Origin of the sequence: Paenibacillus sp. GYB003 (assembly GCF_036577625.1) — a bacterium.
Classification (GTDB): Bacteria; Bacillota; Bacilli; order Paenibacillales; family NBRC-103111; genus Paenibacillus_AB.
In genome coordinates this window covers 72,138-96,425 of record NZ_JARBDC010000008.1, presented here as the reverse complement: position 1 = coordinate 96,425, position 24,288 = coordinate 72,138, and the positions used below count along the sequence as shown (strand labels likewise).

The window sequence follows — 24,288 nt, the reverse complement described above, 5'->3', positions numbered from 1 at the left end:
ATGTTCAGCGAAACAACTTATCGGGTGGTTTTTCCCGATCATTCTTTCGTTCAGACGGTCAGGCTCTACGTATCGTTTCTTGGACGGCCGTTCCGGAAATTAGCGCGGCCGCGTCGACACTTCTTCCAGCAGCCGCGCCATATTGCCGCCCATGACGAGCTCGAATTCGTCCGCGGAAAGGCCGGCCCCCATCACTTTGCCGATGTTGCTCGCCAAGCAGGCGCCGTACAGGTCGGAGCCGAAGATGACCCGCTCCGCGCCGAGTCGGCGCACCGCAATGCTCACCTCCGCGCCGCCGATCGGCGTCCCGGACGTATCCGTGTAAACGTTCGGATACGGAGCGATCGCATGGACCGCGCTTTCGACCTGTCCGGCCATATGCGCCATTAGGATGCGCGCTTCCGGATAACGGCGCGCCAAGTTCGCGACATGGGTCGCGGTCGATTCGTAGGGAAGCTGCCCGACCGTCTTGCGCCACGCGTGAATAAGAATCGGCGCGCGGTATTCGATCGCCCGCTCGACGAACGGATAGACGAGCGGATCGTCGCACAGCGTGGCGACCCACAGCTTGAGGCCGATCATGCCCTGGTCCTCGAGGCGGCGGCGGAAATCGTCCAGCGCCTTGGCGCCGTGGCGCGGATTGACGTAGCAGTAAGCGGAAACTCTTTCGGGATGGCGGCGCATAACGGCATGCAAATGATCGTTCGATTCGCGCACCTGGTCGAACGTCGGGTAATACCCGATGCCGACGACGGTCGAGCAGACGAACCGTTTCACTCCGAGCCGGTCGCCTTCGGATAGCGTAAGCGGATGCAAGTCCGCTCCCTGCAAATGCACATGCGCGTCGATCCAGTCCAAACGGCATTCCCCCAGTCGATTGACGATTGCATTGAAAAGTAATAATGGTATATGTACCTTACCTATACCATATCAACGATACCAGTATACCGCCGCATCCCGTTGTTTACAATATAAAAATTTCACGAATGCGACGATAAAAAGAGGCCGAAGAGCGAATGCTCCCCGGCCTGCAATATGTGATTCGAGAGACCGGCCCGAACCGCGCTCGCCCCGCGAATGCGGCTCCCTTCGCTCGCCGCGGCCGCCGCCCGACGTTCGCCCCTCAACGCTGCGGTCCGATCGCCTCCATCCCGTACATGTACGGTCGCAGGGCGGGCGGGATATATATCGAGCCGTCCTCGCGCTGATGGTTTTCGAGCAGCGGGATGAGAATGCGCGGCGAAGCGATCGCCGTATTGTTCAGCGTATGGCAGTAGCGGAGCTTGCCGTCTTCGTCGCGGTAGCGGATGCCGGCGCGCCGTGCCTGAAAGTCGTGCAAATTCGACGACGAGTGAGTTTCCCCGTAGCTTTGCCGGCTCGGCATCCACGTTTCGATATCGTATTGCTTGTAATTTTTTTGCCCCATGTCGCCGGTGCAGACGGCGACGACCCGGTACGGCAGTTCCAGCAGCCCGAGCAGCTCTTCGGCGTTTCGCGTAATGTCCTGCAGCATCCGCTCCGATTCCTCCGCTTCGCCGCGGCACAGCACGACCTGCTCGACTTTGGCGAACTGGTGGACGCGGTACAAGCCGCGCACGTCCCGGCCGGCCGAGCCGATCTCGCGGCGAAAGCAGCCGGATACGGCGGCGAGCCGGATCGGCCGCGAGACGTCGACGATTTCGCCGGCATAGTAGGAGACGAGCGACGCCTCCGACGTGCCGACGAGCCATTTGCCGTCCGCGGGCAGCTCGAACGTTTGCTCCCGGCCGCCGGGGAAAAATCCCGCGCCGGTCAGCGCCTCCTCGCGCACGAGCAGCGGCACGTCCATGACCGTGAAGCCTTTCGCCGCGAGCCGGTCGACGGCAAGCTGCTGCACGGCCCGGTGCAGATGCAGCCCGGCGCCGAGCAAATAGTAGTTGCGGCTTCCGGCCGTCTTCACGCCCCGCGCGATATCGATCAAGCCGAGCGACTCGCCGAGCGCCACATGATCCTGCGGCTCGAACGCGAAGTCGGGAGGCGAGCCGACGCGCCGGATTTCCACGTTGTCCGCGTCCGACGCGCCGATCGGCGTATCGGGCGAGACGACGTTCGGGACGAGCAGCATCAGCTCGCGGAAGCGGCCGTCCAGCTTCTCGAGCCGCGGCTCCGCCTCCGCGAGCGCATTCCCGATCCGCTTCGCCTCCGCTTTCAGCCGGTCGGCCTCGTCCCGCTCCCCGGCGCGCAGGAGCGCGGGCACCTGCGCCGAAAGCCGGTTTCGCTCGCGGCGCAGCCGTTCGACCTCCGCGAGCAGCCGCTTCCGCTCCTTGTCCGTTTGCAGCAGGTCGTCCAGCGGGTCCGGCAGCCGTTTTCGCTCGGCCGTCAGCCGCAGCAGCTCCTCGTTTTCTTGAATAAACCGAATGTCCAGCATCCGTTCCACATCCTTTTCCCGAAAATGACAAAAAGCGCCCGTCGTCTTTGGGACGAGGAGCGCTTTGAACCCGCGGTGCCACCCAATTTGACCGGAAATCCGGTCCGCTTGGTTCCGCGGTAACGGGGCGGTGGCCGGTATGCTTAGAGGATGCGAGACGATCCCGATCGCAAACGCCTCCGAGTTGGATGCTCTTCATCGGCATAATGCGCATATGTAGTTGAGCAGTAGTATAGCGCAAGCCGGCTCCGTCTGTCAAACGGCAATCGCCGCCCGCCAATCGCCGCGACGAGACCGCCGGAAAAGTCGGAATCGTGCTAGCGGAAGTCGATGCATGGAAGGGCGGGACGGGCTCCGTTCTGCTATGCTGGAAGCATCGGCTGACAAATACAGGGATAATCGCCATACTCTTGGTCCGGTTAAGGGGTTTCCTTTTCTCGAAACGGCATGAAACGATAACAATGCAAGAGGCTCCCTTGCAAACGGGCGAGAAGCGAAAGGAGAGGTGCTGAATCCGGTTGAACCAGGTTGCGGCTTCATTGAATGTAAGCGCTATCTTGTATGCCAGTTCTTTATGGGAGGGATCACGCATGATGAAGAAAAGAGCGGCGATTTGGAATGTCGCCCTGCTGTCCACGGCGCTCGCCGGCTGCTCGGGCGGCGCGGGCACCCAGCCGTCCTCCGACATTTCCCCCGAAAACGCGAAACAGACGGAGCCTGTCAAGCTGCGCTTTTATATGTCTCTCAGTCAAACGGACGAATGGATTCAACAATTCATCATCGCTCCCGCCCAAAAGAAATTTCCGCACATCACGTTCGAAATCGTACGAAGAGGAAACGGGACAAACCCTGCCGAGCTGCTGGCGGCGGGCCAGTTTCCGGATTTCTTTTATACGAGCACTCCATGGCTCGGCGAGTTCATCGATCTGGGACTTGCTTACGATATGAACGAAATGATGAAAAAGCATGGCTTCGATACCGGCAAGCTTAAGCCGAGCGTGATGGACGCGATCAAAATATGGGGAGAAAAGGGCGAGGTGTTCGGCCTCCCGTTTTGGATGAACTATTCGGTTCTCTACTACAACAAAGACATTTTCGACAAATTCGGCGTTTCCTATCCAAAAGACGGCATGACTTGGGACGGTGCGATCGAATTGTCCCGCAGCTTGTCCAGAACGGAAGGCGGCATAGCCTACCGAGGCCTCGCTTTGAGCGGAAGTACCGATCACGCGAGTCAATTGTCGCTGCCGTACGTCGATGCGAAAACGAATTCCGCCTTGCTGAATACCGACGGATTCAAAAAAGTGTATCAATTGGTGCTCGACGTGAGCAAAGTGCCGGGCAATAACACGACGGCCGGCGGCTGGGGAAGAGACTGGTTTTTGAAAGACAAAAATTTGGCGATGTGGCCTTTTTACGGGGACGTGCCTGCGTGGATCGCCGATATGGAGGCGAAGGGGGAAACGATAAACTGGGATATGGCGACGATGCCTTACTTTGCCGGAACGCCGGAGCATGCGTTTCAGGTCGATTCGCACAATTTGCACATCTCGAGCGTCAGCAAACATAAGGATGCCGCGTTCCAGGTCGTCTCCTATTTGCTTACGAAAGAGCCGCAGCTGGAGCTGGTCAAGAACGGGGTGCTGTCGGCATTGGTCGACCCCGAGATCGATAAAAGCTTCGGAGCAAATTTAAGCGTGCTGAAAGGCAAAAACGTTCAGGCGATCCTCAAGGCAAAGCCCGCTCCCAAATATAAAATGACGATCTACGATCAGCTGGCGATGAACGAATTCAACAAAGCGTTGGCGGACGTCCAGAAAGGAACGAAGGACATCAATACGGCGCTTCGGGACGCCAACGAGTCGGCGAACAAGGAGATCCAGACTATGCTTCAGGGGAAGAAAAAATAAATCGTCAGCGAACCGTCGGCGTCCCGTTGCGTCCGGCGGTTATTTTTTTACGGCCGAATGCTTCCGAATTTCGCGCCGTCGGGCATAATGTCATAATATCGGCAAGAGGCGCCGCGAAAACCGCTTGCGAAAGCCGGGCGAAGCGCGCCATAATGAGAGATAGTCACTTATCGAAAGAAAGAGGTGCCGGCGACTGCCATGAAATCGATCACGGTTCAAGATTTGGTCAATCGCTTCCATCTGGAAATATTGGCCGGCCATACCGAGCTGCACCGCACGATCAGCAAATCCCGGGTGCACCGGCCGGGGCTCGAGTTCGTCGGCTATTTCGATTTTTTCCCGCAGCAGCGCGTACAGGTGCTGGGCCGCAAAGAAATTACGTACTTGCATAAGCAAACCGAAGAGGAGCGGGACGCGCGCATCGGCCACGTCGTGCAGTACCATCCGCCCTGCTTCGTCGTCACCTGGAACCAGGAAATCGAGGGACTCCGCTACTTGATCACGCACTGCGAGAAGGAAGGCATCCCGCTGCTGCGGACGCCGGAGCCGACGACGAAATGGATCGGCATGGTCGACGCGTTTTTGACGAAATCGCTGGCGCCGGAAATTCAAGTGCACGGCGTATGCGTCAACGTCGCCGGAATCGGCATCCTGCTGCGCGGCAAGTCCGGCGTCGGCAAAAGCGAGACGGCGCTGACGCTCATTCGCCGCGGGCACCGTCTCGTCGCCGACGACGCCGTCGTACTGAAGAAGCTGAGCCCGGAAACGATACTCGGCACGCACGACGGCAAGACGAAAGAATTTCTCGCGCTGCGCAGCGTCGGCCTGATCAACGTCGCCCGCATTTACGGGCGGGGCGCGTTTCAGGACGAAACCCGGATCGTGCTCGATATCGAGCTGACCCAATGGAAAGAAAACGAGCTGTACAACGAGCTCGACGTGGAGCCGAAGTTCACGACATACATGGACGTGCAAATCCCCCACATCCAAATCTCGCTGCAGCCGGGCCGCGACGTGGCCGGTCTCGTCGAGGCGGCGGCCAACAACTGGTATTTGCGGCTGCAAGGGTACAGCGCCGCCGAGGAATTCATGCAGCGGATCGAGGCGTCCGTTCAGCAGCAGAAGCCTTGACCGCATGCATCGCCCACCAACCGTTTCGCCCTATGCGGAACGGTTTGTTTGCGTTTTTTCGCGTTCGAACAAAATAACAAATCCGGCCGAACATTCAAGCATTCATCCGCGCTCCCCCAGTGATTATGATGGAAATGAAAAAAGTTCATCCGAGCATAGGAGTGGGTCTTCGATGCCTCATGCAACGGCAGAGGAAAATAAAAAGCCGGGCACGCTTGATTGGCAAATGACGCGGTTTCGGTTCGATTCCGCCGAAACGGTGCAAACGTCGCTCATCGGCGGCCTTCGCTCCCGGGCGATTGAAGGATACGCCTCCCGCACCAGCGTATACCCGGGGGAGGCGATCGACCTGATGGTCAGCGTCGAGCCGGCGTGCCGGTTTACGATGGACGTTTACCGGCTCGGCTATTACGGCGGGACCGGCGGCAGGCATATGGGCTGTCTCGGCACCTTCGACGGAGAACCGCAGCCGGTCCCGATGGAGACGGTCGAACGGCTGCGGGAATGCAGCTGGCGGCCGGCCGCGACGCTGCAAATACCGGGCGACTGGGCAAGCGGCGTCTATTTGGTCAAGCTGACGCGGCAAACGTCCTCCCGCGCCCAAAGCTATATCGTCTTCGTCGTGAAGGAACGGCGCAAAACGGACGTGCTCGTTCAAGTGAGCGATCTGACGTGGCAGGCGTATAACAAATGGCCGGGCATGAACTCGATTTATGACGACGGGACGCTGGACCTTTGGTATATGGGGCCCAACGTCAGGGTGAGCTTCGACCGGCCGTACGCGAAATATTGCCAAATCGTCGACTCGCCGCTGTCCTGCGGCTCGGGATCGTTCCTCTTGTGGGAATTTCCGCTCGCTTTCTGGCTCGAGGCGGAAGGCTACGACGTGACGTACTGCTCGAACCTCGATCTGCATCTGGATCCGGGCTTGCTCGGCAACTGCAAAGTATTCGTTTCGGTCGGGCACGACGAATACTGGACGCGCGCGATGTTCGACAATGCCGCCGCGGCCCGGGATGCCGGGGTCAGCCTGCTGTTTTTGAGCGGAAATTCGATCAATCACGATGTCATTCCGTACGACAACGGGCTCACGGGGGCGCCGTTCCGCGCTTTTGCCCGGAAGCAGCGGTTTTTGGACGAATACGAGCTGATGGGGGCGACGACATTCGGCCCCGGCTACGGCGACTGGACCGTCGCGAACCCGGATCATTGGGTGTTCGAGGGCACCGGCATGAAGGAGGGGGACAGCATTCCGGGCTTGGTCGGCTGGGAATACCACGGGGCGCCGTTCAAGGCGATCGAAGGCTTGGAGCTGCTCGCGCACAGCGAGTTGACCGGCGTAACGGCTCCGTCTTCCAAGCAGAAGCACGCCAGTCCGAGGGTCGGGGACGGGAAGCATGCCGCCGTCATTTATCCCGGGCCGAAGGGCAACTGGGTATTTAACGCCGGCACGATCTGGTGGGCGCAAGGGCTTAGCAGTCCGCCCGGACATATCCCGGCCAAGGGCGTTTTCGGACGCGTACAGGGACCCGATCCGCGCGTTCGGCAAATCACGCGAAATTTGCTTGCAAGGTGCATCGGACGGCAAACCGGGCAAGGCAAGGAGGAAACGCCATGAAGCGAGAGATGGGCGATCCGTTAAGCAGAAGAAAGCTGCTGACGCTCGGGGCGGCAGGCGCCGCGGCGGTTGCGGGCACATGGCTTGGCGGGGGGAGCGCGCTCGGCAACGGCGCGGTGACGAACAACGTTTACGGCAGCGCGGCCGGCGGCGACGGTAACGGCAACGCGGCGGGCATTCGCCGGGTCGCGGAAGAAGTGGTGCGGGAATATGCGGACGGAATTACGGCGCAGTTGGCGAAGAGAGCGGTATTCGTCGATCATGTCGCGGCGATGAAAAGCATGGACGACCCGACGGAAGGAGGAGTCGTCGTCACGCTCGGCTACTATGAGCGCAATGACGGCGGCGGTGCGGTATACAGCATCGAGCGCAGCGCCGGCTTGGCCGAAGACGGCGGTTCGATTCACAACTTGCCGGGCGGACTGCAGGCGAAGCTCATCGTCAAGGACAACACGATCCATTTGAAGCAATTCGGCGGCAGCGAATCGATCCCGGACAATGCGCCTTACATCCAAAGCTGTTTAAACTACCTGGACTCCGTAAACGGAGGCTATCTCGTCATTCCGCAAGGAACTTTCCATGTCGTCGCGACGAAACGGACGATCCTTTTAAAGTCGAACGTAACCGTGCAGGGCGTGCACCGCGATTTATCGATTTTGAAAATTCACGGCTCCACGGGAAATTGGGGCGAATTGTTCACGCATCCGGTTCCGAACCATGTGCTGCAAAATATCGCGTTCAAGCAGCTGACGCTCGATTGCAACGTCGACAATGTCGTCACCGGCTCCGAGGCATGGACGAGTCACCGCACCTTTTTCAACGGCGGAGAAGGCCGCAACTATTTGCTGGACGACTTGAAGGTCATTGCGAACGGAGTATGGGTGTTTCGCGGAGACGTCAGCAACAGCACGTTCCGAAACTGCGAGATCGTCTACGATTTCAGCCGTTTCCCGCTCGGCTGGTTCGATATTTCCGCGTTTTGGATTGCCGGCGAAAACAATCATATCGAAAACAATTTATTTTACAGTCAGAACAGAACGACGTTCACGCCGGAAACGTGCATCGAATTTCAAGGCCACAATACGCACTGCAACGATAACATATGCCTCGGTTTTACAAACGGCATCATCGTAACCCCTTCCACCTCATACGATAACGGCTTGATAATTTTGGAGCCGGGCGGCTACGGCTGCAACGTATACAACAATACGATCGAGTCGTCGAACAAAGGGATCTTTTTATGGCCGATGAGCTTGCCGGCCGGACATTTCGGACCCGTTAAAATATCCGGCAACAGCATCCGGATTAACGATATGCGGCAAGGCCATTCGGAGCCGAACGCCGGCATCGACTTCAAGCTGCAGACGCCGACATGGGTGCAGACTACGCCGATCCGAAACGTAATCATTCAGGACAACTATATCGAGTACAAGACGAGAACCGTCTCGGACAGCCTGTATTCGGGCGATGCCGGCATCAAGCTTTACATCAACGTGGAAGCGACCGGGATCGACATCCGGCAAAATACGATTGTGAATTGCGGAGGAAACGGGATAGCGCTGCATATGGATACGGGCAGCGCGAACCGGATCAAGCAAGTCACGATCGAAGGCAACGTGTTCAAAAATACGAGATTGCCGATCTGGGTCAACCGGAACGTATCCCAGGTGCTCATTCGAGGCAACCTGTTCCAGCAGTACGAGGCGTACGCGGCCGATTCCGACAATATGAAGATGACGATCAAGACGCTAAACCGTTCGCACGCCTCCAACGCCGATTTCAAAATAAAAGGCAACGAGATCAGCTGCGCTCCCGGCGTCAAACCGTATTACCCGGTCTATGACTTGTCCGATATCGATAGCAACTCGGCATACCCGTTATCCAGAGGCATGATTTTGGAGAAGAACACGCCGGAGTCGAGCATGCTTATCGAGCCGCCGCCGGGGCCGGGCGTTACGACGACTGTAGCCAAAGGGCAATACATTCGCAGGCTTGACGGCAAACTGTACAAAACGAAATTCAACTATCCGTCGACGATCGGCAGCCTGAAAGGCGGCGACGGAACGTCAAACGTTACGATCGTCAGATGGATTTCCAATTCCAGACTCGAAGTATCGGATGCGGCGAACCTAAAACCGAACGAAGCGCTGTCGCTCGATTGGCGCCATTTGTTCAAGAGCGCGGTCTTTTATGTGCAAGCGGTTACAGGGAACGTGATCGAAACGTTTGCCGGGCTGGGCGCTCTCCGTCAAGACGGCGTAACCCCGGAGCAAGTCGTCGGGGCCGTCCTCGGCTATTATACGGATTTGACGGAGGTTGACGGAAGCTTACTCTAAATGCGGGGGGATAAAATGAAAAGAAATGCGACAAACAAGTTTTTGCCGATCGCCTTATGTTCATCGCTCGCGGCTGGCTTAGCCGGCTGCGGAGCGGCGCCGAAAGAGACCGTCGAAGCTTCCGCGCCCGTCGGCAACGATCCGGTGACGTTAAAAATGTTATTGTATCAGCCGCTTAGCGACGAAGAATTGAATACGCTGCTCGTCGAGCCTTTGAAGAAAAAGCATCCCCATATCACGCTCGAAAAGATGAACAGCTCCGTCGAGAACGCGGTTTCCACGGGCAATATTCCCGACCTGCTCGTCCATTGGAACGGAGGCGCCGGCGTATTCATGCAGCTCGGCATTCTCGGAGACATGACGGATCTCGTAAACAAGCATAAGGTCGACCTAAACCGGTTCGAACCGGCGACGCTCGATACGATCAAGGCTGTCGCCGGCAACGGAGAGCTGTACGGGCTTCCCTACTCCATGCAATTTAACGCCTTGTACTACAATAAGGATCTGTTTAATAAATTCGGGGTGCCGTACCCGAAGGACGGCATGACATGGGACGAGGCGATCGAACTCGGCAGGAAACTGACGCGCAAGGAGGGCGACGTTCAGTATCGCGGGCTCAGCTACGAAAACATTCACAGGCTCGCCTTTCCGCTGTCTCCCGATTACGTTGACGGCAAAACCGAACGCGCCAACGTCAATAACGAGTTATGGAAAAAAGTGTTTGAACTCGGCAACCGGATCAACTCGATACCCGGAAACAGTCCGACGACGTCGCACGACGACTTTATCAAAAAGCAAAACGTGGCCATGTACGGCTCGATCAATCTGTTCTACGCGCTCAAGGATGCCGTGAAAAACGGGTTTAATCTGGGAATCGCGCAATATCCGAGCTTCAAGGAGCAGCCTAACGTATTCGGCATGGTCGACGCCCACTATATGTTTATTTCCAAGCAAAGCAAGCATCGGGATGCCGCGATGCAGGTGCTCGCCACACTTACGTCGGACGAGGTTCAGATCGACAGCGCCAGAAAATTTATCAGAAGCTCTCCGCTCAAAAATCCGGAAACGAAAAAACAATTCGGGGCGGAAACGGATTATTTGAAAGACGTGAGCCTGCAGTCGATTTTCAAGAGCAAGCCCGCGGCCGCTCCCGCGTTGTCCAAATACAATAAGGATGCCGGGAACATCGTGCTGAAAAAGTTCGAGGAATACAACAAGGGGGCCAAGGACCTCAACACCGCTTTAAGGGAAGCGGAAGAGGAAATCAACAAAAAAATCGCCGAACTGAAGTAACGCCGGCGGCATTATTGCGCGGCGGACGGACCGGCGCGCCGGGAGCGGGCATCGCTCTATATGCAAACGGTTACACGATGGAAGCGCGCGTTCCGGGTTTATGTTCAAAGCTGCGCCGGCGCGCATTCGACTGGAGGGATACGCATGATTGGGAAAAGGTTGCTCATGCTCGGAACCGCGGCAATGACGGCGACCGTGCTCGGCTGCTCGAATCAAGGCGGGGGCGGTACCGGGGACGCGGGGAAGTCGCCGGAGGCGGTTAAGCCGCCGGAGCCGGTCGTGTTAAACATATTGGCGCCCGAATCGTATTTTCCCGGCACCGATTTTCAGACGCTGCTGGCGGAGCCCGTCAAAAAGAAATATCCGCACATTACGCTTGAGAAGGTGACCGGAAGCTTGCTAGACATTCTCGCCGCGCGGGAGCCGCTCGATTTTTGGGTTTCGTATAACGGCGAGCTGTCGAACCATTTGGATAAAGGCATTTATTTGGATTTGATTCCGCTCGCCCGAAAGCACAATTTCGATTTGAACCGGTTCGATCAAGGGGCGCTGAACGTCATCAAGCAATATTCGGACAAGGGCGAGCTGTTCGCGCTGCCTTACGCCGAAAACGTCGTCGGCCTTTATTACAACAAGGACATTTTCGATAAATTCGGAGTCGCTTACCCGAAGGACGGAATGACCTGGGACGAAGCGATCGAGCTGGCCGGCAAAGTTTCGCGCCAGGACGGGGGCGTGACCTATTACGGGCTGCAATCGACGGCGCTTTCGCTGATCGCCCAGCTGTCGCTGCCGTACATCGACTATAAAACCGAAGCCGTGCTCGTCAACAGCGAGCCGTACAAAAAAGCGTTCGAGCTCGGCAAACGGATCGTTTCGATTCCGAACAATCCTTACCTCGGAACGTATCAAACGATGTACGACCAGTTTATGAAGCATAAAACGGTCGCCATGCTGGCGCCGCAAGGCAATTTGTTTTCGATGCTGAAGGGCGTGCCCGAATTGAATTGGGACGTCGTCCAGAAGCCGTTTTACCAAGAGCTGCCGGGCATCAGCGGCTGGTATAATCTTCATCTCCTCATACCGACCAAGATGAGCAAGCATCCCGACGACCTGATGCGCGTTATGGAGGTGCTGTTCTCCGATGAGGTGCAAACCGGGATGGTTCGGAAGACGGCGAGGAAATCGACGCTGAGCGATCCGAAGTACATTCAAATGTTCGGGGCGGATATGCCCGAATTGAAAGGGAAAAACGTGACGGGCATTTTCAAGGGCAAATCCGGTCCGGCTCCGCAGCTGTCGCGGCATTTCAGCAAAGCGACGAGCCTCATGGACGCGGAATTTACGAAGGTGGCCAAAGGCCAGACGGACGTCAATACGGCGCTCCGCGATTTGGAAGACCAGATCAGGCAGTATATCGCTTCGCAGGATCATCCGAAAAAATGACGCGACAGCCGACGTTGCGGCCCGGACGTACTTCATCTTCGAGAAGTGCGTCCTTTCCTTTTTGGTTTCGTGACCAACCATTGCCGCAGTTGTGGTAAAATGGGAATTATCGCACCGAATATGTCCGCTTCTGCGAGCGAATGGACGAGGAGGGCTCCTATGCGCGGTTTGAAAGAGTATGCGACCGAATATGCCAAAATGGCGTTTTATAAACCGTCCGCTTTGGAAAGGGAGATCGGCATATGTCCGATGTTCGCCGGCCGTATGGTAGCCAAGCCGCATTACCAAACGATACCGCGCACGTACTCGTACTATATTTTGCAATTCGTGCTGGACGGCCAAATGATGTTCCGGGCGGGCGGGGAGCCCGTCTATTTGGACAAAGGCGACATGTTTTGCTTGTTTCCGGAGAAGACGGTTCAATACGGGGTGATTCCGGAGAAGCCGCAGCTGCAGCTGATCTGGTTCGGCTTGGAAGGGGAAGGCGTAGGCTCCTTGCTGCAAAGCGTCGGAATTAAGGAGGAGCGGCCGTATGCGCGGAGGGCGTGTTCGCACGGCATACCGGGCATGCTGCATCAGCTGCTGGACGAGTTTTTGCTGCTGAAATCGGGCAGCACGAGCTACTACCGCTGGATCAGCAAGCTGTACGAAGTATTCGATCAGCTCGTGATCGCCAGGCCGCCCGGGGCCGCGAATTCGCGGGAAAAAAATTCGTACGCATGGATCAAAGAAAGCGAAACGTTCATGAGCATGCATTACAATGAAGATATTTCCGTTCAGGACGTGGCCGATTACGTCGGCATACACCGTTCGCATTTCACGGTAGCTTTCACGAAGCTGCTCGGCATTTCGCCGGGGCAATATTTGCTGCGGCTGCGGATGACGAACGGCGCCCGCTTGCTGGAGGAAACCGATTTTTCGATTACCGAAATCGCTTTGTCGCTCGGGTATTCGGACATTTTCGCATTTACGAGGGCATTCAGCAATTATTACCGAATGCCCCCGAGCGTATATCGGTCGAACCGCCGGATCGAGCAGGAGCAAGCCGGGCCGTTGCGTTCAGACGCGCCCATGCCGGGCTGACGGGGCCGTCTGCCGCGCCGCGCCGGCCCGCTTCTCTTCGATGCAGTCGGCGACGTAAGCGGCGAAAGGCAGCGAGCAAGTAAACGCGGGAGATACGGCATTCAATACGTGCATCGATTGCTCGTCGCCCTCGAGCACGAAGTCTTGGACCAGCTCGAGTTTTTCCTTATGAAGCAGCTGGGCGCGGATGCCCGGCTTCGCGAACGCGCCGAACTGCGCGCGGTCCAGCTTTCGGGTCAGCTTTAACGCAAGTCCGATCAAGTTCGATTTGCGGTATTTTTTCATTTCCTCCACAGCCAGGCGGCGAAATTGGAAAGCGTTCGTCATAAACAGCTTCGCTTCGTAATAAACGATTTGCAAACATTCGCTTAGGCGGAAATGGCGCCAGCCTTCGTAATTTTCCCGCCAAAAGGCCGGGATGGCGGTCGGACCGATCTTGATCGAGCCGTCCGCCGTTTTGGTAACGTGCACGCCGAGGAACGGGTTGTTCAAGTTCGGTACCGGGTAAATGTGCGTGCGCGCATCGGTGTCGGTGCTGGCGTATTTCAAATAAATGCCTTTAAACGGAATAATCGTGTAGGCGGTGCCGAAGCCGAAATCGTGCGCGATTTTGTCGGCGTACAGACCGGCCGCATTAATGAAATAGCCGTACGCAATATCGGTTTTGTTCGTTCGGACGGTGTTCCGGTCCCGACCTCTGTATTCCGTATTGAACAAAAGCTCGACGCCGCCGGCGATCACTTCGTTTTTCATGCACCTGCACACCTCCACCGGGTCGACCGAGGCGGTAGACGGCGAATAAAGCGCCTTCTCGTACGTTTTGGCGTTCGGATCGATGCGCTCCGCTTCCTTCTCGTCCACCCAGTGCAGCTCGACGCCGTTTTGCTCCGCCCGCCTTTTCAGCTCCTCGAGCCCTTTTAGTTCGGTTACGTCCTTCGCGACGACCAGCTTGCCGCAGGTGTTGACCTTCAGGCCGTTTTCCTCGCAATACCGCTTCATGGCGCGATTGCCGTCGCGCGTGAAACGGGCTTTCAAGCTGTCCGCCGCATAGTAGAAGCCGGCGTGCAGAACGCCGCTGTTCCGCCCGCTCGCATGGACGGCGACGTCCGCTTCCTTCTCGATGACCGCGATCCGGGCGCCCGGCTCCCGCTTCATCAGCTCTCTCGCAATGGTCAGCCCGACGATTCCGGCGCCCGCGATCAAGTAATCGTACCGCATCAAGCATCGCTCCCGGGACGGCCGGCGGCTGCCTGCCGGTTGAAGTCGACAAAATCGACCGGTTTCCCTTGAGACTGCACCGATCGGACGGAAAGCGGGAAGACCGAGCTCCACGTAACCGCGTCGTACACGTCGATCAGCGGCTTCCGGCTTTCGAGTATGGCCGAGCCGAACTCGTCCAGCACGAAAAAATCGCTGCCTCCGTGACCCGCTTGCCCGGCCTGGGTATGCCATTTTTGCCAAGCCGGATGCTCGTACTGCTCCGCGTAATTCCACAGCGGCTCCCATTCCGCCCCGGGCTCCGACGACCTTTGCGGCGAAGCTCCGGGCGAACGGCCTTTGATCCAGACGATCGGATCTTCGTCCTTGTGTCTTCCCGTCAAATAAGCGCCGTTCGCTCCCTGAAGGCCGTAATGGGCCGCCTGGATCGGCCGGGCGGATTTGACGTCGTACCGGAGCTGGATGAGGACGCCGTTCCTCGTCTTGATAAGCGCGACGGCGGAATCGCCCTGCCGCCAATAATCGCGGCTCGCTCCGGGATGCTTGTCGCCGAACAGCTCGCGGAAATAATGGTGGTTCGCCACCTCCTTCGATACGAAGCAGGTCATCGATTCGAAGGCGTCGCCGTTTTGCTTGTTGATTCGGAGCCAATGGGCGATCGGGCCGAGCGAGTGGGTGGGGTATACCATGCCGTTCGCGTCTCTGCGCAAACGTCCCCGCCAAGTAAGCGTCCCGTCCGAATGATGCTGCAGATGGCGCACGTCGTGGATATAGCCGCCTTCGGCAAACGATATTTCGCCGAAAACGCCCGAATGCGCCATTTGCGCGACCATCATATTGGAGCGGGTAAACAAGCAATTTTCCGCCATCATGTAGGTGAGGCCGGATTGTTCGACCGCTTCGACCAAAGCCCAGCTTTCCTCGATCGTAGTCGTCGCGATGACTTCGCTCAGCACATGCTTGCCCGCACGCAGCGCCTGAATCGCTTGATGAGCGTGCACGGTGAACGGAGTCGCGAGAAATACCGCGTCGACATCCGGACAATCGAGCAGCTTCTCGTAGCTGGCAAACGTAAGAAGGTCCGGCTTCTGCTCCTTCCACATCGCAATCAGTTCTTCGCGCATGTCGCAGAAAGCGACCAACCGCAGTTTGTCGGATAACGGCGCGAGTACTTTGAGAAACGCGGCTCCTCTGCCGCCGCCGACGATCGCCAGCCTTACCGGTCCGGTACTCAACGGCTAAACCTCCCGAATGCAAGTAGAATGGTTGTTTCGCCATTATCATAATCGTTTTGCCGCGCCGGATGAATGTCACAATGTTCGGTCGGAATTGCCATTTTGTACGGTTCGGGTACAGGGGACCCGGAGACGGGATGCGGGGCGAAGGTTGACAAAGCGGTTTGCGCTCTTTAAGCTTAGACTAAGCGAGAAACGAGCGGAATTCGTATGCGAACAAACAAGAGCGCGCACCTATGCGCGAAAATCGGGGGAGGAACGGTCATGCTTGCGGCAGAACGCAAAATGCGCATCGTGGAATACGTAAAACAAAATCGGGTCGCTTCGGTCGCCGCGCTCGCTCAAGCGTTTCAGGTGCACGAAGCGACCATTCGTCGCGACCTGGCGGAGATCGAGCAGGAAGGGCTGCTGAAGCGCACCCACGGCGGCGTCATCGTCGACCAGGGAGCGAACAGCGAGCCGTCCTTTTCGGAGCGGGCGCACGAGCAGCTGGATCAGAAGAAGCGGATCGGCAAGCGGGCGGCGGAGCTCGTCGAGGACGGGGATCACATCATTCTCGATTCCGGGACGACGACGCTGCATATCGCCCAGCATTTGGTCGATCGCACGAATTTAACGGTCGTGACGAACGATATGAACGTCGCCGCCGAGCTGCGCGATTCGAAAGGCATTTCCGTCATCGTGACGGGGGGCTCGCTGTACCATTCCAGCTATATGCTGAACGGGATGTTTACCGATCAGGTGCTGTCGACGCTGCACGTGCAGAAAGCGTTCATCGGCACGCCGGCGATCCATTCGAAGTACGGCCTGACGCATCCCGAGGCGCAGCTTGTGCCGACGAAGCAGGGGATGATCCGCGCGGCGCAAGAAATTATCGTCGTCGCCGACGACACGAAAATCGGCAAGGCGTCGCTCCATTCCGTCGCGCCGATTCACGCCGTGCATACGTTCGTCACCGGCTCGGAGGCGTCGGAGGCGCAGATCAAGCTGTTTCGCGACGCGGGCGTGAAAGTGATCACGGTTTAGCACGGGCGGTTTGACCAAATAAAGGACGATTGAGGCTCTTATTTTCGGTTGTTCGGGCGAGGTTGCGCTCGACGGCCGCGAATAAGAGCCTCTGACGTTTGCCGACGGCTCTCCCCTTCGATTCCCCGCACGCCGGTCCCGACGAGGACAAAATATGCGCAATTTGCCCGCCAATCAAGCAAATATGGCGTAGAACGTCTGCTTTTTATTCCTTATGATCGAATCAGAGCATGCGAATTTCCAACAGACAAGGTGTGACGAACATGAAGCAATATGTCGTTTGCGGCGTCAGCGGCCGGGCGCTGGCGATGTTTATCGGCCCGCTCGTCAAAACGTTCGGCAAGGGGCATCGGATCGTCGGACTGCTCGATATCGATCCGCTCCGCTTCGAAGTATGCAAAGCCCAATATCCGCAGCTGAAAGACGTTCCCGGATACGGTCCGGACGAGTTCGCGAAAATGGTCGCCGAAACGAAGCCCGACGTCGTGCTCGTCGCCGGCCAGGACAGCACGCATGCGGAGTATATCGTGCAGGCGCTTCGTCTCGATCTCGACGTCGTGACCGAGAAGCCGATGGCCGTCTCGAGCGAGCAATGCCGCGACATTATCCGCGCGGAGCGGGAAAGCAAAGGGAAAGTGACGGTAACGTTCAACTACCGCTACAGCCCGTATCACCGCAAAATCAAGGAGCTCGTTCTCGAAGGCAAAGTCGGGCGCGTCACGTCGGTCGACTTGAACTGGTACGCCGATACGCACCACGGCTCGAGCTACTTCAAGCGGTGGAACCGGAAGCGCGAAAACTCCGGCGGCTTGTCGATCCATAAAAGCACGCACCATTTCGATCTGGTCAACTGGTGGATCGCGCAAAAGCCGGTCGAAGTGTTCGCGTACGGAGCGCTCAACTACTACGGTCCGGACGGCGAGCTGAATCCGCGAAAGGAAGACGGCCGCCACTGCGAAACGTGCGACGTGAAGCCGAGCTGCCGGTACGTCATGCGCTGGACGACGCGCAGCAAGGAAGTCGTGCCGCCGGACGACCATTTGACGGAGCGGACGTCTTCGATTTCGCAGCGGTTTTCGACGTACCGCCCGGACGCGTGCATATTCGACTCGGAGATCGACATCGAGGATACGTACGCGGTCGCCGTCAAGTACGACAAAGGGGCGCTGCTCAGTTATTCGATCAATTTCTCCGCGCCGTACGAAGGCTACCGGCTGGCGATCAACGGCACGAAGGGGCGGATCGAGACGACGGAATATCATGCGCCGGGCCGCATCCCGTTCCCGATTCCGGTTCAGACGATCGATTACATCCCATTGTTCGGCTCCAAGGAAATAATCGGCGTCGTGCAAAACAGCGGCGGTCACGGCGGCGGAGACCCGCTCCTGCTGGAAGATTTGTTTCTCGGGTCGGACCCGCTGCGGGAGTACGACATTCTCGCCGGAGCGGCGGACGGCGCTTATTCGATCGCCATCGGCGAAGCGGTGTGGAAGTCGGTTCGCGATCATAAGCCGATTTCGATACGGGACCTGCTGCAGGAAGCGTACTGAGAGGCGGCCCGGCGGGACGGCGCGGGCGAGCGGCGCCGCCTTGACACCGCGGCGCGGCGTTTTGTATACTGAGGCCATGCGGCAGCTGCCGGCCCGACGCCGACAAGCCGCGCCGCATGCGATTTTTATGACATCTGAAGGAGGAAAGGAAATGACGTTTTTATCGACTGTTCTGATTCGGAAATTGGCGTAAACGGGAGAAGTCTGCCCATTTTGCACGATACGCCAACCGGAGAACAGTGGATAAAGAGCGAATTCCTTTTCTTTGCGATAACGATGACCGCAAAAGGCAAGGCGACGTTCGCCCTGCCTTTTTTCGCTTTTTTTGGGGAACGACAACCGAACGGACGGCTACCGGCACCGAAGCCGGGCCCCGCAACCGAAATACGTCGACGGACGCGTCTTCTTTGCGCTGTTCTCCGGTTGGCTTCGAATTTGAAGCCGAAGGAGACGATGGACATGAGCTTGATAACGGCAGAATGCGTTTCCCATTCGTATGGGGACAAACAGGTGATTCAAAACGTCAGCTTCCGCCTGCTGCGGGGGGAGCACGCCGCTCTCGTCGGCGGCAACGGCGCCGGCAAATCGACGCTGCTGCGTCTGCTGACCGGGGAGCTCATCCCCGACCGGGGGAACATCGAGCGGTTTCCGCATGCGAAAATCGGATATTTGCGGCAGCATGCGGATTTGCGGGCCGGAACGACGATCGGGCAATATTTGCAGGGCGCTTTCGCGCATTTGTACGAAATCGAGTCGCGCATGCTGCAGGCGGCGGAACGGATGGCGACGGCGGGCGACCGTCTGGACGACCTGCTCGCCCGTTACGGAGCGTGGCAGCATCAGCTGGAAAGCTCCGATTTTTACCGGATCGACGCGCAAATCGAAGAAGTCGCGGCCGGACTCGGCATCGCGGAGCTCGGCATGGACCGCGACGTCGCGCGGCTGAGCGGCGGCGAACGGACGAAGCTGCTGCTCGGCAGGCTGCTGCTCGAAAAGCCGGACGCACTGCTGCTCGACGAGCCGACCAACTATTTGGACGACGCGCATATCCAATGGCTGACCGACTATTTGCAAAGCTACGGCGAAGCGTACCTCGTCGTGTCGCACGACGAATCGTTCCTGAATCGAATCGCCTCGACGATTTTCCATCTGGAGGGCGGTTCGATCAAGCGCTATCCCGGCGGCTACGAGGCTTTCGTTCGGGCTTCCGAGCAGAGCCGGGGCCGGCTGCTGGAGGCGTACGAGCGGCAGCGGAAAGAAATAGGCAGGCTGGAGGCGTTCATCGAAAAAAACCGGATCCGCAAAGCGAAGCAGGCGAAAAGCCGCGAGAAGGCGCTGATGCGGATGGAGCGAATCGACGTGCCGGCGAACGCCCCGCGGCCGCGCTTCGACTTCCGGGTTCACGACGAGCCGTCCGGCCTGATCGCGGAAGCGGCCGATTTGCGGATCGGTTATACCGAGCCGCTGCTGCCCCCGATCGGACTGCGGATCGAACGCGGCGACAAAATCGCGATCGTCGGCCATAACGGCGCCGGCAAATCGACTATGCTGAAAACGCTGCTCGGGCTCATTCCGCCTCTCGGCGGCGGCGTCCGGCTCGGCGACCGGGTGCGGGTCGCCTATTTCGCCCAGGAGTCGGTCCCGACGGAGCAAACGCCGCTGGAGCGGCTGCTCGCGTTCCGGCCCGATCTGACGCAGAGGGACGTTCGCAAAACGCTGGCGATGTCCGGCTTGACCGACAGCCATATCCGCAAGCCGCTCGGCTCGCTAAGCGGCGGGGAGCAGGCCAAAGCGCGCCTGAGCGAGCTGATGCTGACGCCGAGCAACGTGCTCGTCCTCGACGAGCCGACGAACCATCTGGACGCGCGGGCGAAAGAAGCGCTGCGTGACGCGCTGCGGGCGTACAAAGGGACGATCGTGCTCGTCTCCCACGAGCCCGATTTTTACGAGGGCTGGGTGACGCGGGTGCTGCCGGTCGACCGGCTTCGCTAACCGGCCGAAGAAGCCTCCGATACGCATGATGCGTGCCGGAGGCTTCTTTTTGGCTTCAGCGGGCGTCGCGCGCCGATTCGGCCGGGGCGGAGGCGGGCGCGGCGACCGGATGCGTCGCGGCCCTCGGCTTCGGCTTCCGCTTCGGAGTGCGGGTTCCGCCGCTTCGCAGGAAGTTGGCGCCGAGCACCCCGGCGATGATCATCGCCCCGCCGGCGACGTGATAGACGGTCATGCTTTCCCGCAGCACGACGACGCCGGTCAAGATCGTGATAAGCGTCGCGACGTTGTTGAAGGCGCTCATTTTGTACGCCTCCAGCCGCGCCAGCGCGTAATTGGACAAAAACGACGAGGCGAGCGAGGAGAAGACGCCGAGATAGACGATCGAGAGCGCGAACAGCCCGTTTCCGAACGGCTGAAAAAAAGCCGGCAGCGTCCCTTGCGACATATGGCGGACGACGGCGGCGCCGTTGAAAGCGACGAAGCCGATCAGCGACATCATGAATGTAATGTCGGATACGCTGCGCGACTGCGCCATTTTGCGCGTCAGTACGCCGTAGCCGGCCAGCGACAGGGCGGACAAGGCGATCAGGCCGATTCCCGCCAGCGAGGCCGATTCGGGGCTTGCCCCTTTCATGGCGAAGATGAGGACGACGCCGGCGACCGACAGCAGCACCGACAGCTGCTGCCATAAACCGGGACGTTCCTTCAGCACGAAGGCCGCGAGTATCATCGTCAGCGCCGGGGCCATCGCCTGCACGATGCCGGCCTCGGAAGAAGACGTATACGCCAGCCCGAACGTCTGGAAGGTGAAAAACAGCGTCGGATACAGCATCGCGAGCGGCAAAACGGCCCCTATGTCGCGAAGCCGGACCGTCAGCTTCATCCGGCCCGTCAAGACGAGCGCGGACGCGGCGACGAGCGAGACGGTAAAACGGTGCGCCAGCGTATCGAGCGGCGACGCCGCTGTGAGCGCGAATTTGACGAACAAAAACGAGAACCCGATGATCAGAGCGTATACGAGCACGGCCGCATAAACGGATCGATCGCGCTGCGTGTTCATGGGCGTCAGCCTCCTCTGCGGCAAAATGGGGGCGCGGCGGATCGTGCCGCCGGCCGGGCGGATACGTCTATCGTAATCGGCGCCGCCTTTTGCTACAATTAGAAAAATAGTCAACTGTATCGATACAGATGCGGAGGGAAGCGAACGATGCACAAATATATGCGGCTGTTGAACGAGCTGGAGCTTGCGATCGGGAAGGGGACGTTCCGGGAAGGCGACAAGCTGCCTTCGGTGCGCGATTTGGCGCAGCGGTACGCCTGCAACGCGGGGACGGTCGTGCGGGCGATGCAGGAGCTGGAGAGGCGTCATCTGATTTATTCCGTCCCGAAAAGCGGGTACTATGTCGTGGTGCGGGGGACCGAACGCGCGACGGACAAGCGGGAGCCGCTCGATTTCGCCAACTTTTCGCCCGATCCGGACGTGTTTCCGTATTTGGATTTTCGCCACTGCATCAACAAGGCGATCGACACGTACCGCAACGAGCTGTTCGTGTACGGCACGCCGAAAGGGCTGCCTACGCTCATTCCGGCCGTGCGCAGCCATTTGGCGAGCCATCAAGTGTTCGCTTCGGACAGCCGCATTTTCATTACGTCCGGGGTTCAGCAGTCGCTGTCGCTGCTCGCCTCGATGCCGTTCCCGAACGGGGGGACGACCGTGCTGGTCGAACAGCCGGGCTATCATCTGTTCGGCGAGCTGCTCGCGGCGCACGGCATACCGGCCGTCGGCATTCGCCGAACGGCGCGCGGCATCGACATGGACGAGCTGGAGCGTTTGTTCCGGACCGCGAGCGTCAAATTTTTTTATACGATACCGCGTTTTCAAAGTCCGCTCGGCTGCTCGTATTCCGAGGCGGAGAAGCGCCAAATCGCGGAGCTGGCCGCCCGCTGCGGCGTTTACGTGGTGGAGGACGATTTTTTGGCCGATATGGAGCCGAGCGGCAAGTCCGACCCGATCTACGCATACGATACCGCCTCGAAGGTCGTCTACTTGAAAAGCTACTCGAAAATCGTGTTCCCGGGATTGCGCGTCGGGGTTGCGGTCGTCCCGGAGCCGCTCGCGGCCCGTTTCGCGCAGTATAAGCGGCTGAACGATATCGACAGCTCGATGCTGTCGCAGGCCGCTTTGGAAATTTATTTGAAAAGCGGCATGTTCGAGCGGCACAAGCACAAAATACGCGCCTCCTGGTCACGCCGCTCCCGTCTGCTGGAAGACGCGCTGACGCGCCACGCCGGCCCGGACGGCGAAACGTACCGGTTTACGCCGCCGCGCTCGCCGTGCATCCATACCCATATCGAGCTGAACGAACGGACGCGGGTGACCGCGCTCGTCGCCGCGCTGAAAAGGCGGTCGGTGATCGTGGAGCCGATCGACAAGCATTATTTGCCGGGCTACCCGAAGGCGCCGATTTTGAAGCTGACCGTGGCGAACGTAAAGGAGGACGACATCGAACGCGGCGTGCGGATGATCGCGGAGGAGCTGGGGCGCAGAAGGTAGCCGGCATTTTCCTATTTTTGAACGCAAAAAAAGACGCTTCCGTCCCCGCTTGGCATGCGGGTTCGGAGGCGTCTCGCCGCGTATGCGGGGCCGTCTCGTTCGGTCGCGCCCGGAAGGGACGGCCTCCGGCACTCAAGCGGAGCCCGCGACGTCCGGCGCCGCGTCCCGCTGCCGCCGGCTCGGCAAGTGCCACAAGGCGATGGCCGCGAAGACGACGGCGCTGCCGACGTAGGCGGGCACGAGGCCGCCGGACCAGCCCGCGAGCGCGTACGACGCCGCCGGGCCGATCGCCGAGCCGAGGTCGGTGGCGACCGAGTACGCCGTCATGACGGCGACGACGGAGGCGGTGCGGGCGGCGTCCGAGGCGAGCGCGTCCATGAGCGTGGAGACGGCGGTGCCGGCGATCATGACGAGCAGCACGGCCGCGAGCCAGAGGGCGAACGGCAGCGGCCACGGCATGAGCGCGAAGCCGGCGGCGGAAGCGGCCAGCGCCGCGACGAACAGCGGCAGGCGGCCCTTCGGGCCGTCGGACAGCCGCCCGAACGACGAGGCGAGCAGCGGCTCGGCGGTCCAGCGCACCGCCTGCAGCACGCCGGCCAGCGCCGTTCCGGCCAGGGCGATGCCAAGCAGCGTTTGCGTGCCGGCATAGTTCGTTTCGATGACGAGGCTGAGCGTCGCCGTCAAAATCGCCTGGAGCATCGAAAGAATGAGCCCCGTGGCGATCGCCTTGCGCACCGTCGCCGATTTGTACCAGGCGCGGGTGTCCGCCGCCGAAGCCGGGCTTGCGGCTGCCGCGGCGGTCGACGGCTTGCCCGGGCTTCCGGCGCCGCGCCTCGGCAGCCAGATGCCGATGGACGGCAGTCCGGCCAGCGCGACGACGCCGAAGGCGATCGAGACGGCGGACAAGCCGACGATCGGCGCTAGCGTCCCGCCGAGCAGCATGCCGAACAAGCTGCCGATGCGCGATAAGCCGTTATAACGCCCCATCAGCCGGCCGCGGTTCGTATCGTCGGAATAGGCGATGACGGTCAAAAATCCGCCCATGCGCAGCAGCGACCAGGCGACGCCCCATATGGCGCGCAGCGCGAGCCAGGCGGCGAAGCCGTGGAACAGGCCGTACCCGGCCGTCGTGAACGCGCCGAGCAGGACGGCCGTAATGAGACCGGCGCGGAGCGGCAATTTCTTGTACAGCCAGCCGATCAGCGGATTGAGCGGCAGCCGGACGAACCGGTTGACCGACAGCAGGACGCCGACCTGCCACAGCGAGGTGAGTCCCGCCTCGTGCCAGTATATCGGCAGCACGACGTACAGCATCGAATCGCCAAGCAAACAAAACGCCGTCACGACGGCGACGAGCGTGATCGGCCTATTGCCGTTTGCGTGCGAGCTCATCATAGGCAACCAACTTCCCGATATGTTGTCGTCAATTTTGTTCGTATAAACGGCCGGGCTTGGCAGGAATAACGGAACGGAATTAAACGGAATCCCG

17 protein-coding genes are annotated in these 24,288 nt (G+C 59.3%); 11 read left to right on the top strand and 6 right to left on the bottom strand.

All coding sequences use genetic code 11. The annotated features are described in order from the left end of the window. Positions 1-99 precede the first annotated feature (99 nt). Both PV407_RS05790 and serS read right to left on the bottom strand, forming a co-directional pair. Positions 100-858, bottom strand: a complete 759-nt coding sequence (locus tag PV407_RS05790) for an amidohydrolase family protein (protein ID WP_332088943.1) — start codon at positions 856-858, stop codon at positions 100-102. A 265-nt stretch (positions 859-1,123) separates the two neighbouring features. Continuing rightward, on the bottom strand, positions 1,124-2,407 hold the full coding sequence (gene serS, locus PV407_RS05785; RefSeq protein WP_332088942.1) for a serine--tRNA ligase: 1,284 nt from the start codon (positions 2,405-2,407) through the stop codon (positions 1,124-1,126). 590 nt (positions 2,408-2,997) lie between these two features. Between serS and PV407_RS05780 the strand changes: the two genes are divergently transcribed. The 7 genes from PV407_RS05780 to PV407_RS05750 all read left to right on the top strand — a co-directional run bounded on the left by PV407_RS05780 (position 2,998) and on the right by PV407_RS05750 (position 13,224). Then, positions 2,998-4,317, top strand: a complete 1,320-nt coding sequence (locus PV407_RS05780; protein ID WP_332088941.1) for an ABC transporter substrate-binding protein — start codon at positions 2,998-3,000, stop codon at positions 4,315-4,317. A 198-nt stretch (positions 4,318-4,515) separates the two neighbouring features. Continuing rightward, positions 4,516-5,448 (top strand): HPr(Ser) kinase/phosphatase, encoded by a 933-nt coding sequence (gene hprK, locus PV407_RS05775; protein WP_332088940.1) that lies wholly within the window; start codon positions 4,516-4,518, stop codon positions 5,446-5,448. 172 nt (positions 5,449-5,620) lie between these two features. Then, positions 5,621-7,066, top strand: coding sequence for a N,N-dimethylformamidase beta subunit family domain-containing protein (locus PV407_RS05770; protein WP_332088939.1), 1,446 nt, complete (start codon positions 5,621-5,623; stop codon positions 7,064-7,066). Next, complete coding sequence (locus PV407_RS05765) at positions 7,063-9,402, top strand: hypothetical protein (RefSeq protein ID WP_332088938.1); 2,340 nt, start codon at positions 7,063-7,065, stop codon at positions 9,400-9,402. Before PV407_RS05770 ends, PV407_RS05765 begins: the two co-directional genes overlap by 4 nt. A gap of 15 nt (positions 9,403-9,417) precedes the next feature. Further along, positions 9,418-10,695 carry an ABC transporter substrate-binding protein gene (locus PV407_RS05760; RefSeq protein WP_332088937.1) on the top strand — a complete coding sequence of 426 codons (1,278 nt, stop codon included), beginning with the start codon at positions 9,418-9,420 and terminating at the stop codon, positions 10,693-10,695. Between the two features lie 144 nt (positions 10,696-10,839). Next, positions 10,840-12,141 (top strand): ABC transporter substrate-binding protein, encoded by a 1,302-nt coding sequence (locus PV407_RS05755; RefSeq protein ID WP_332088936.1) that lies wholly within the window; start codon positions 10,840-10,842, stop codon positions 12,139-12,141. 159 nt (positions 12,142-12,300) lie between these two features. Then, a complete protein-coding gene (locus PV407_RS05750; RefSeq protein WP_332088935.1) occupies positions 12,301-13,224 on the top strand; it encodes an AraC family transcriptional regulator in 924 nt (307 codons plus the stop codon). Here the strand turns inward: PV407_RS05750 and lhgO are convergent. Beyond that, positions 13,201-14,442, bottom strand: coding sequence for an L-2-hydroxyglutarate oxidase (gene lhgO / locus PV407_RS05745; protein ID WP_332088934.1), 1,242 nt, complete (start codon positions 14,440-14,442; stop codon positions 13,201-13,203). The genes PV407_RS05750 and lhgO overlap by 24 nt on opposite strands. Continuing rightward, positions 14,442-15,677 (bottom strand): Gfo/Idh/MocA family protein, encoded by a 1,236-nt coding sequence (locus PV407_RS05740; RefSeq protein WP_332088933.1) that lies wholly within the window; start codon positions 15,675-15,677, stop codon positions 14,442-14,444. Before PV407_RS05740 ends, lhgO begins: the two co-directional genes overlap by 1 nt. Before the next feature lie 264 nt (positions 15,678-15,941). On the opposite strand from PV407_RS05740, the gene PV407_RS05735 reads away from it, so the two are divergent. From PV407_RS05735 to PV407_RS05725, 3 genes are all read left to right on the top strand, one after another. Next, a complete protein-coding gene (locus tag PV407_RS05735) occupies positions 15,942-16,703 on the top strand; it encodes a DeoR/GlpR family DNA-binding transcription regulator (protein WP_332088932.1) in 762 nt (253 codons plus the stop codon). Positions 16,704-16,966: 263 nt separating this feature from the next. Further along, positions 16,967-18,253, top strand: a complete 1,287-nt coding sequence (locus tag PV407_RS05730) for a Gfo/Idh/MocA family protein (RefSeq protein WP_332088931.1) — start codon at positions 16,967-16,969, stop codon at positions 18,251-18,253. A 459-nt stretch (positions 18,254-18,712) separates the two neighbouring features. Further along, complete coding sequence (locus PV407_RS05725; protein ID WP_332088930.1) at positions 18,713-20,245, top strand: ABC-F family ATP-binding cassette domain-containing protein; 1,533 nt, start codon at positions 18,713-18,715, stop codon at positions 20,243-20,245. A gap of 55 nt (positions 20,246-20,300) precedes the next feature. Here the strand turns inward: PV407_RS05725 and PV407_RS05720 are convergent, their stop codons facing one another. Beyond that, entirely contained in the window at positions 20,301-21,305 is a 1,005-nt protein-coding gene (locus tag PV407_RS05720; RefSeq protein WP_332088929.1) for a DMT family transporter, read from the bottom strand. A gap of 147 nt (positions 21,306-21,452) precedes the next feature. On the opposite strand from PV407_RS05720, the gene PV407_RS05715 reads away from it, so the two are divergent. After that, entirely contained in the window at positions 21,453-22,799 is a 1,347-nt protein-coding gene (locus tag PV407_RS05715) for an aminotransferase-like domain-containing protein (protein WP_332088928.1), read from the top strand. A 132-nt stretch (positions 22,800-22,931) separates the two neighbouring features. Here the strand turns inward: PV407_RS05715 and PV407_RS05710 are convergent, their stop codons facing one another. Further along, a complete protein-coding gene (locus PV407_RS05710; RefSeq protein WP_332088927.1) occupies positions 22,932-24,194 on the bottom strand; it encodes an MFS transporter in 1,263 nt (420 codons plus the stop codon). Positions 24,195-24,288: the final 94 nt, after the last annotated feature.

Coding starts and splice junctions, on each gene's coding strand:
- serS (WP_332088942.1), bottom strand. CDS start 2,407: ATGCTGGACATTCGGTTTATTCAAGAAAACGAGGAGCTGCTGCGGCTG.
- PV407_RS05780 (WP_332088941.1), top strand. CDS start 2,998: ATGATGAAGAAAAGAGCGGCGATTTGGAATGTCGCCCTGCTGTCCACG.
- hprK (WP_332088940.1), top strand. CDS start 4,516: ATGAAATCGATCACGGTTCAAGATTTGGTCAATCGCTTCCATCTGGAA.
- PV407_RS05770 (WP_332088939.1), top strand. CDS start 5,621: ATGCCTCATGCAACGGCAGAGGAAAATAAAAAGCCGGGCACGCTTGAT.
- PV407_RS05765 (WP_332088938.1), top strand. CDS start 7,063: ATGAAGCGAGAGATGGGCGATCCGTTAAGCAGAAGAAAGCTGCTGACG.
- PV407_RS05760 (WP_332088937.1), top strand. CDS start 9,418: ATGAAAAGAAATGCGACAAACAAGTTTTTGCCGATCGCCTTATGTTCA.
- PV407_RS05755 (WP_332088936.1), top strand. CDS start 10,840: ATGATTGGGAAAAGGTTGCTCATGCTCGGAACCGCGGCAATGACGGCG.
- PV407_RS05750 (WP_332088935.1), top strand. CDS start 12,301: ATGCGCGGTTTGAAAGAGTATGCGACCGAATATGCCAAAATGGCGTTT.
- lhgO (WP_332088934.1), bottom strand. CDS start 14,442: ATGCGGTACGATTACTTGATCGCGGGCGCCGGAATCGTCGGGCTGACC.
- PV407_RS05735 (WP_332088932.1), top strand. CDS start 15,942: ATGCTTGCGGCAGAACGCAAAATGCGCATCGTGGAATACGTAAAACAA.
- PV407_RS05730 (WP_332088931.1), top strand. CDS start 16,967: ATGAAGCAATATGTCGTTTGCGGCGTCAGCGGCCGGGCGCTGGCGATG.
- PV407_RS05725 (WP_332088930.1), top strand. CDS start 18,713: ATGAGCTTGATAACGGCAGAATGCGTTTCCCATTCGTATGGGGACAAA.
- PV407_RS05720 (WP_332088929.1), bottom strand. CDS start 21,305: ATGAACACGCAGCGCGATCGATCCGTTTATGCGGCCGTGCTCGTATAC.
- PV407_RS05715 (WP_332088928.1), top strand. CDS start 21,453: ATGCACAAATATATGCGGCTGTTGAACGAGCTGGAGCTTGCGATCGGG.
- PV407_RS05710 (WP_332088927.1), bottom strand. CDS start 24,194: ATGATGAGCTCGCACGCAAACGGCAATAGGCCGATCACGCTCGTCGCC.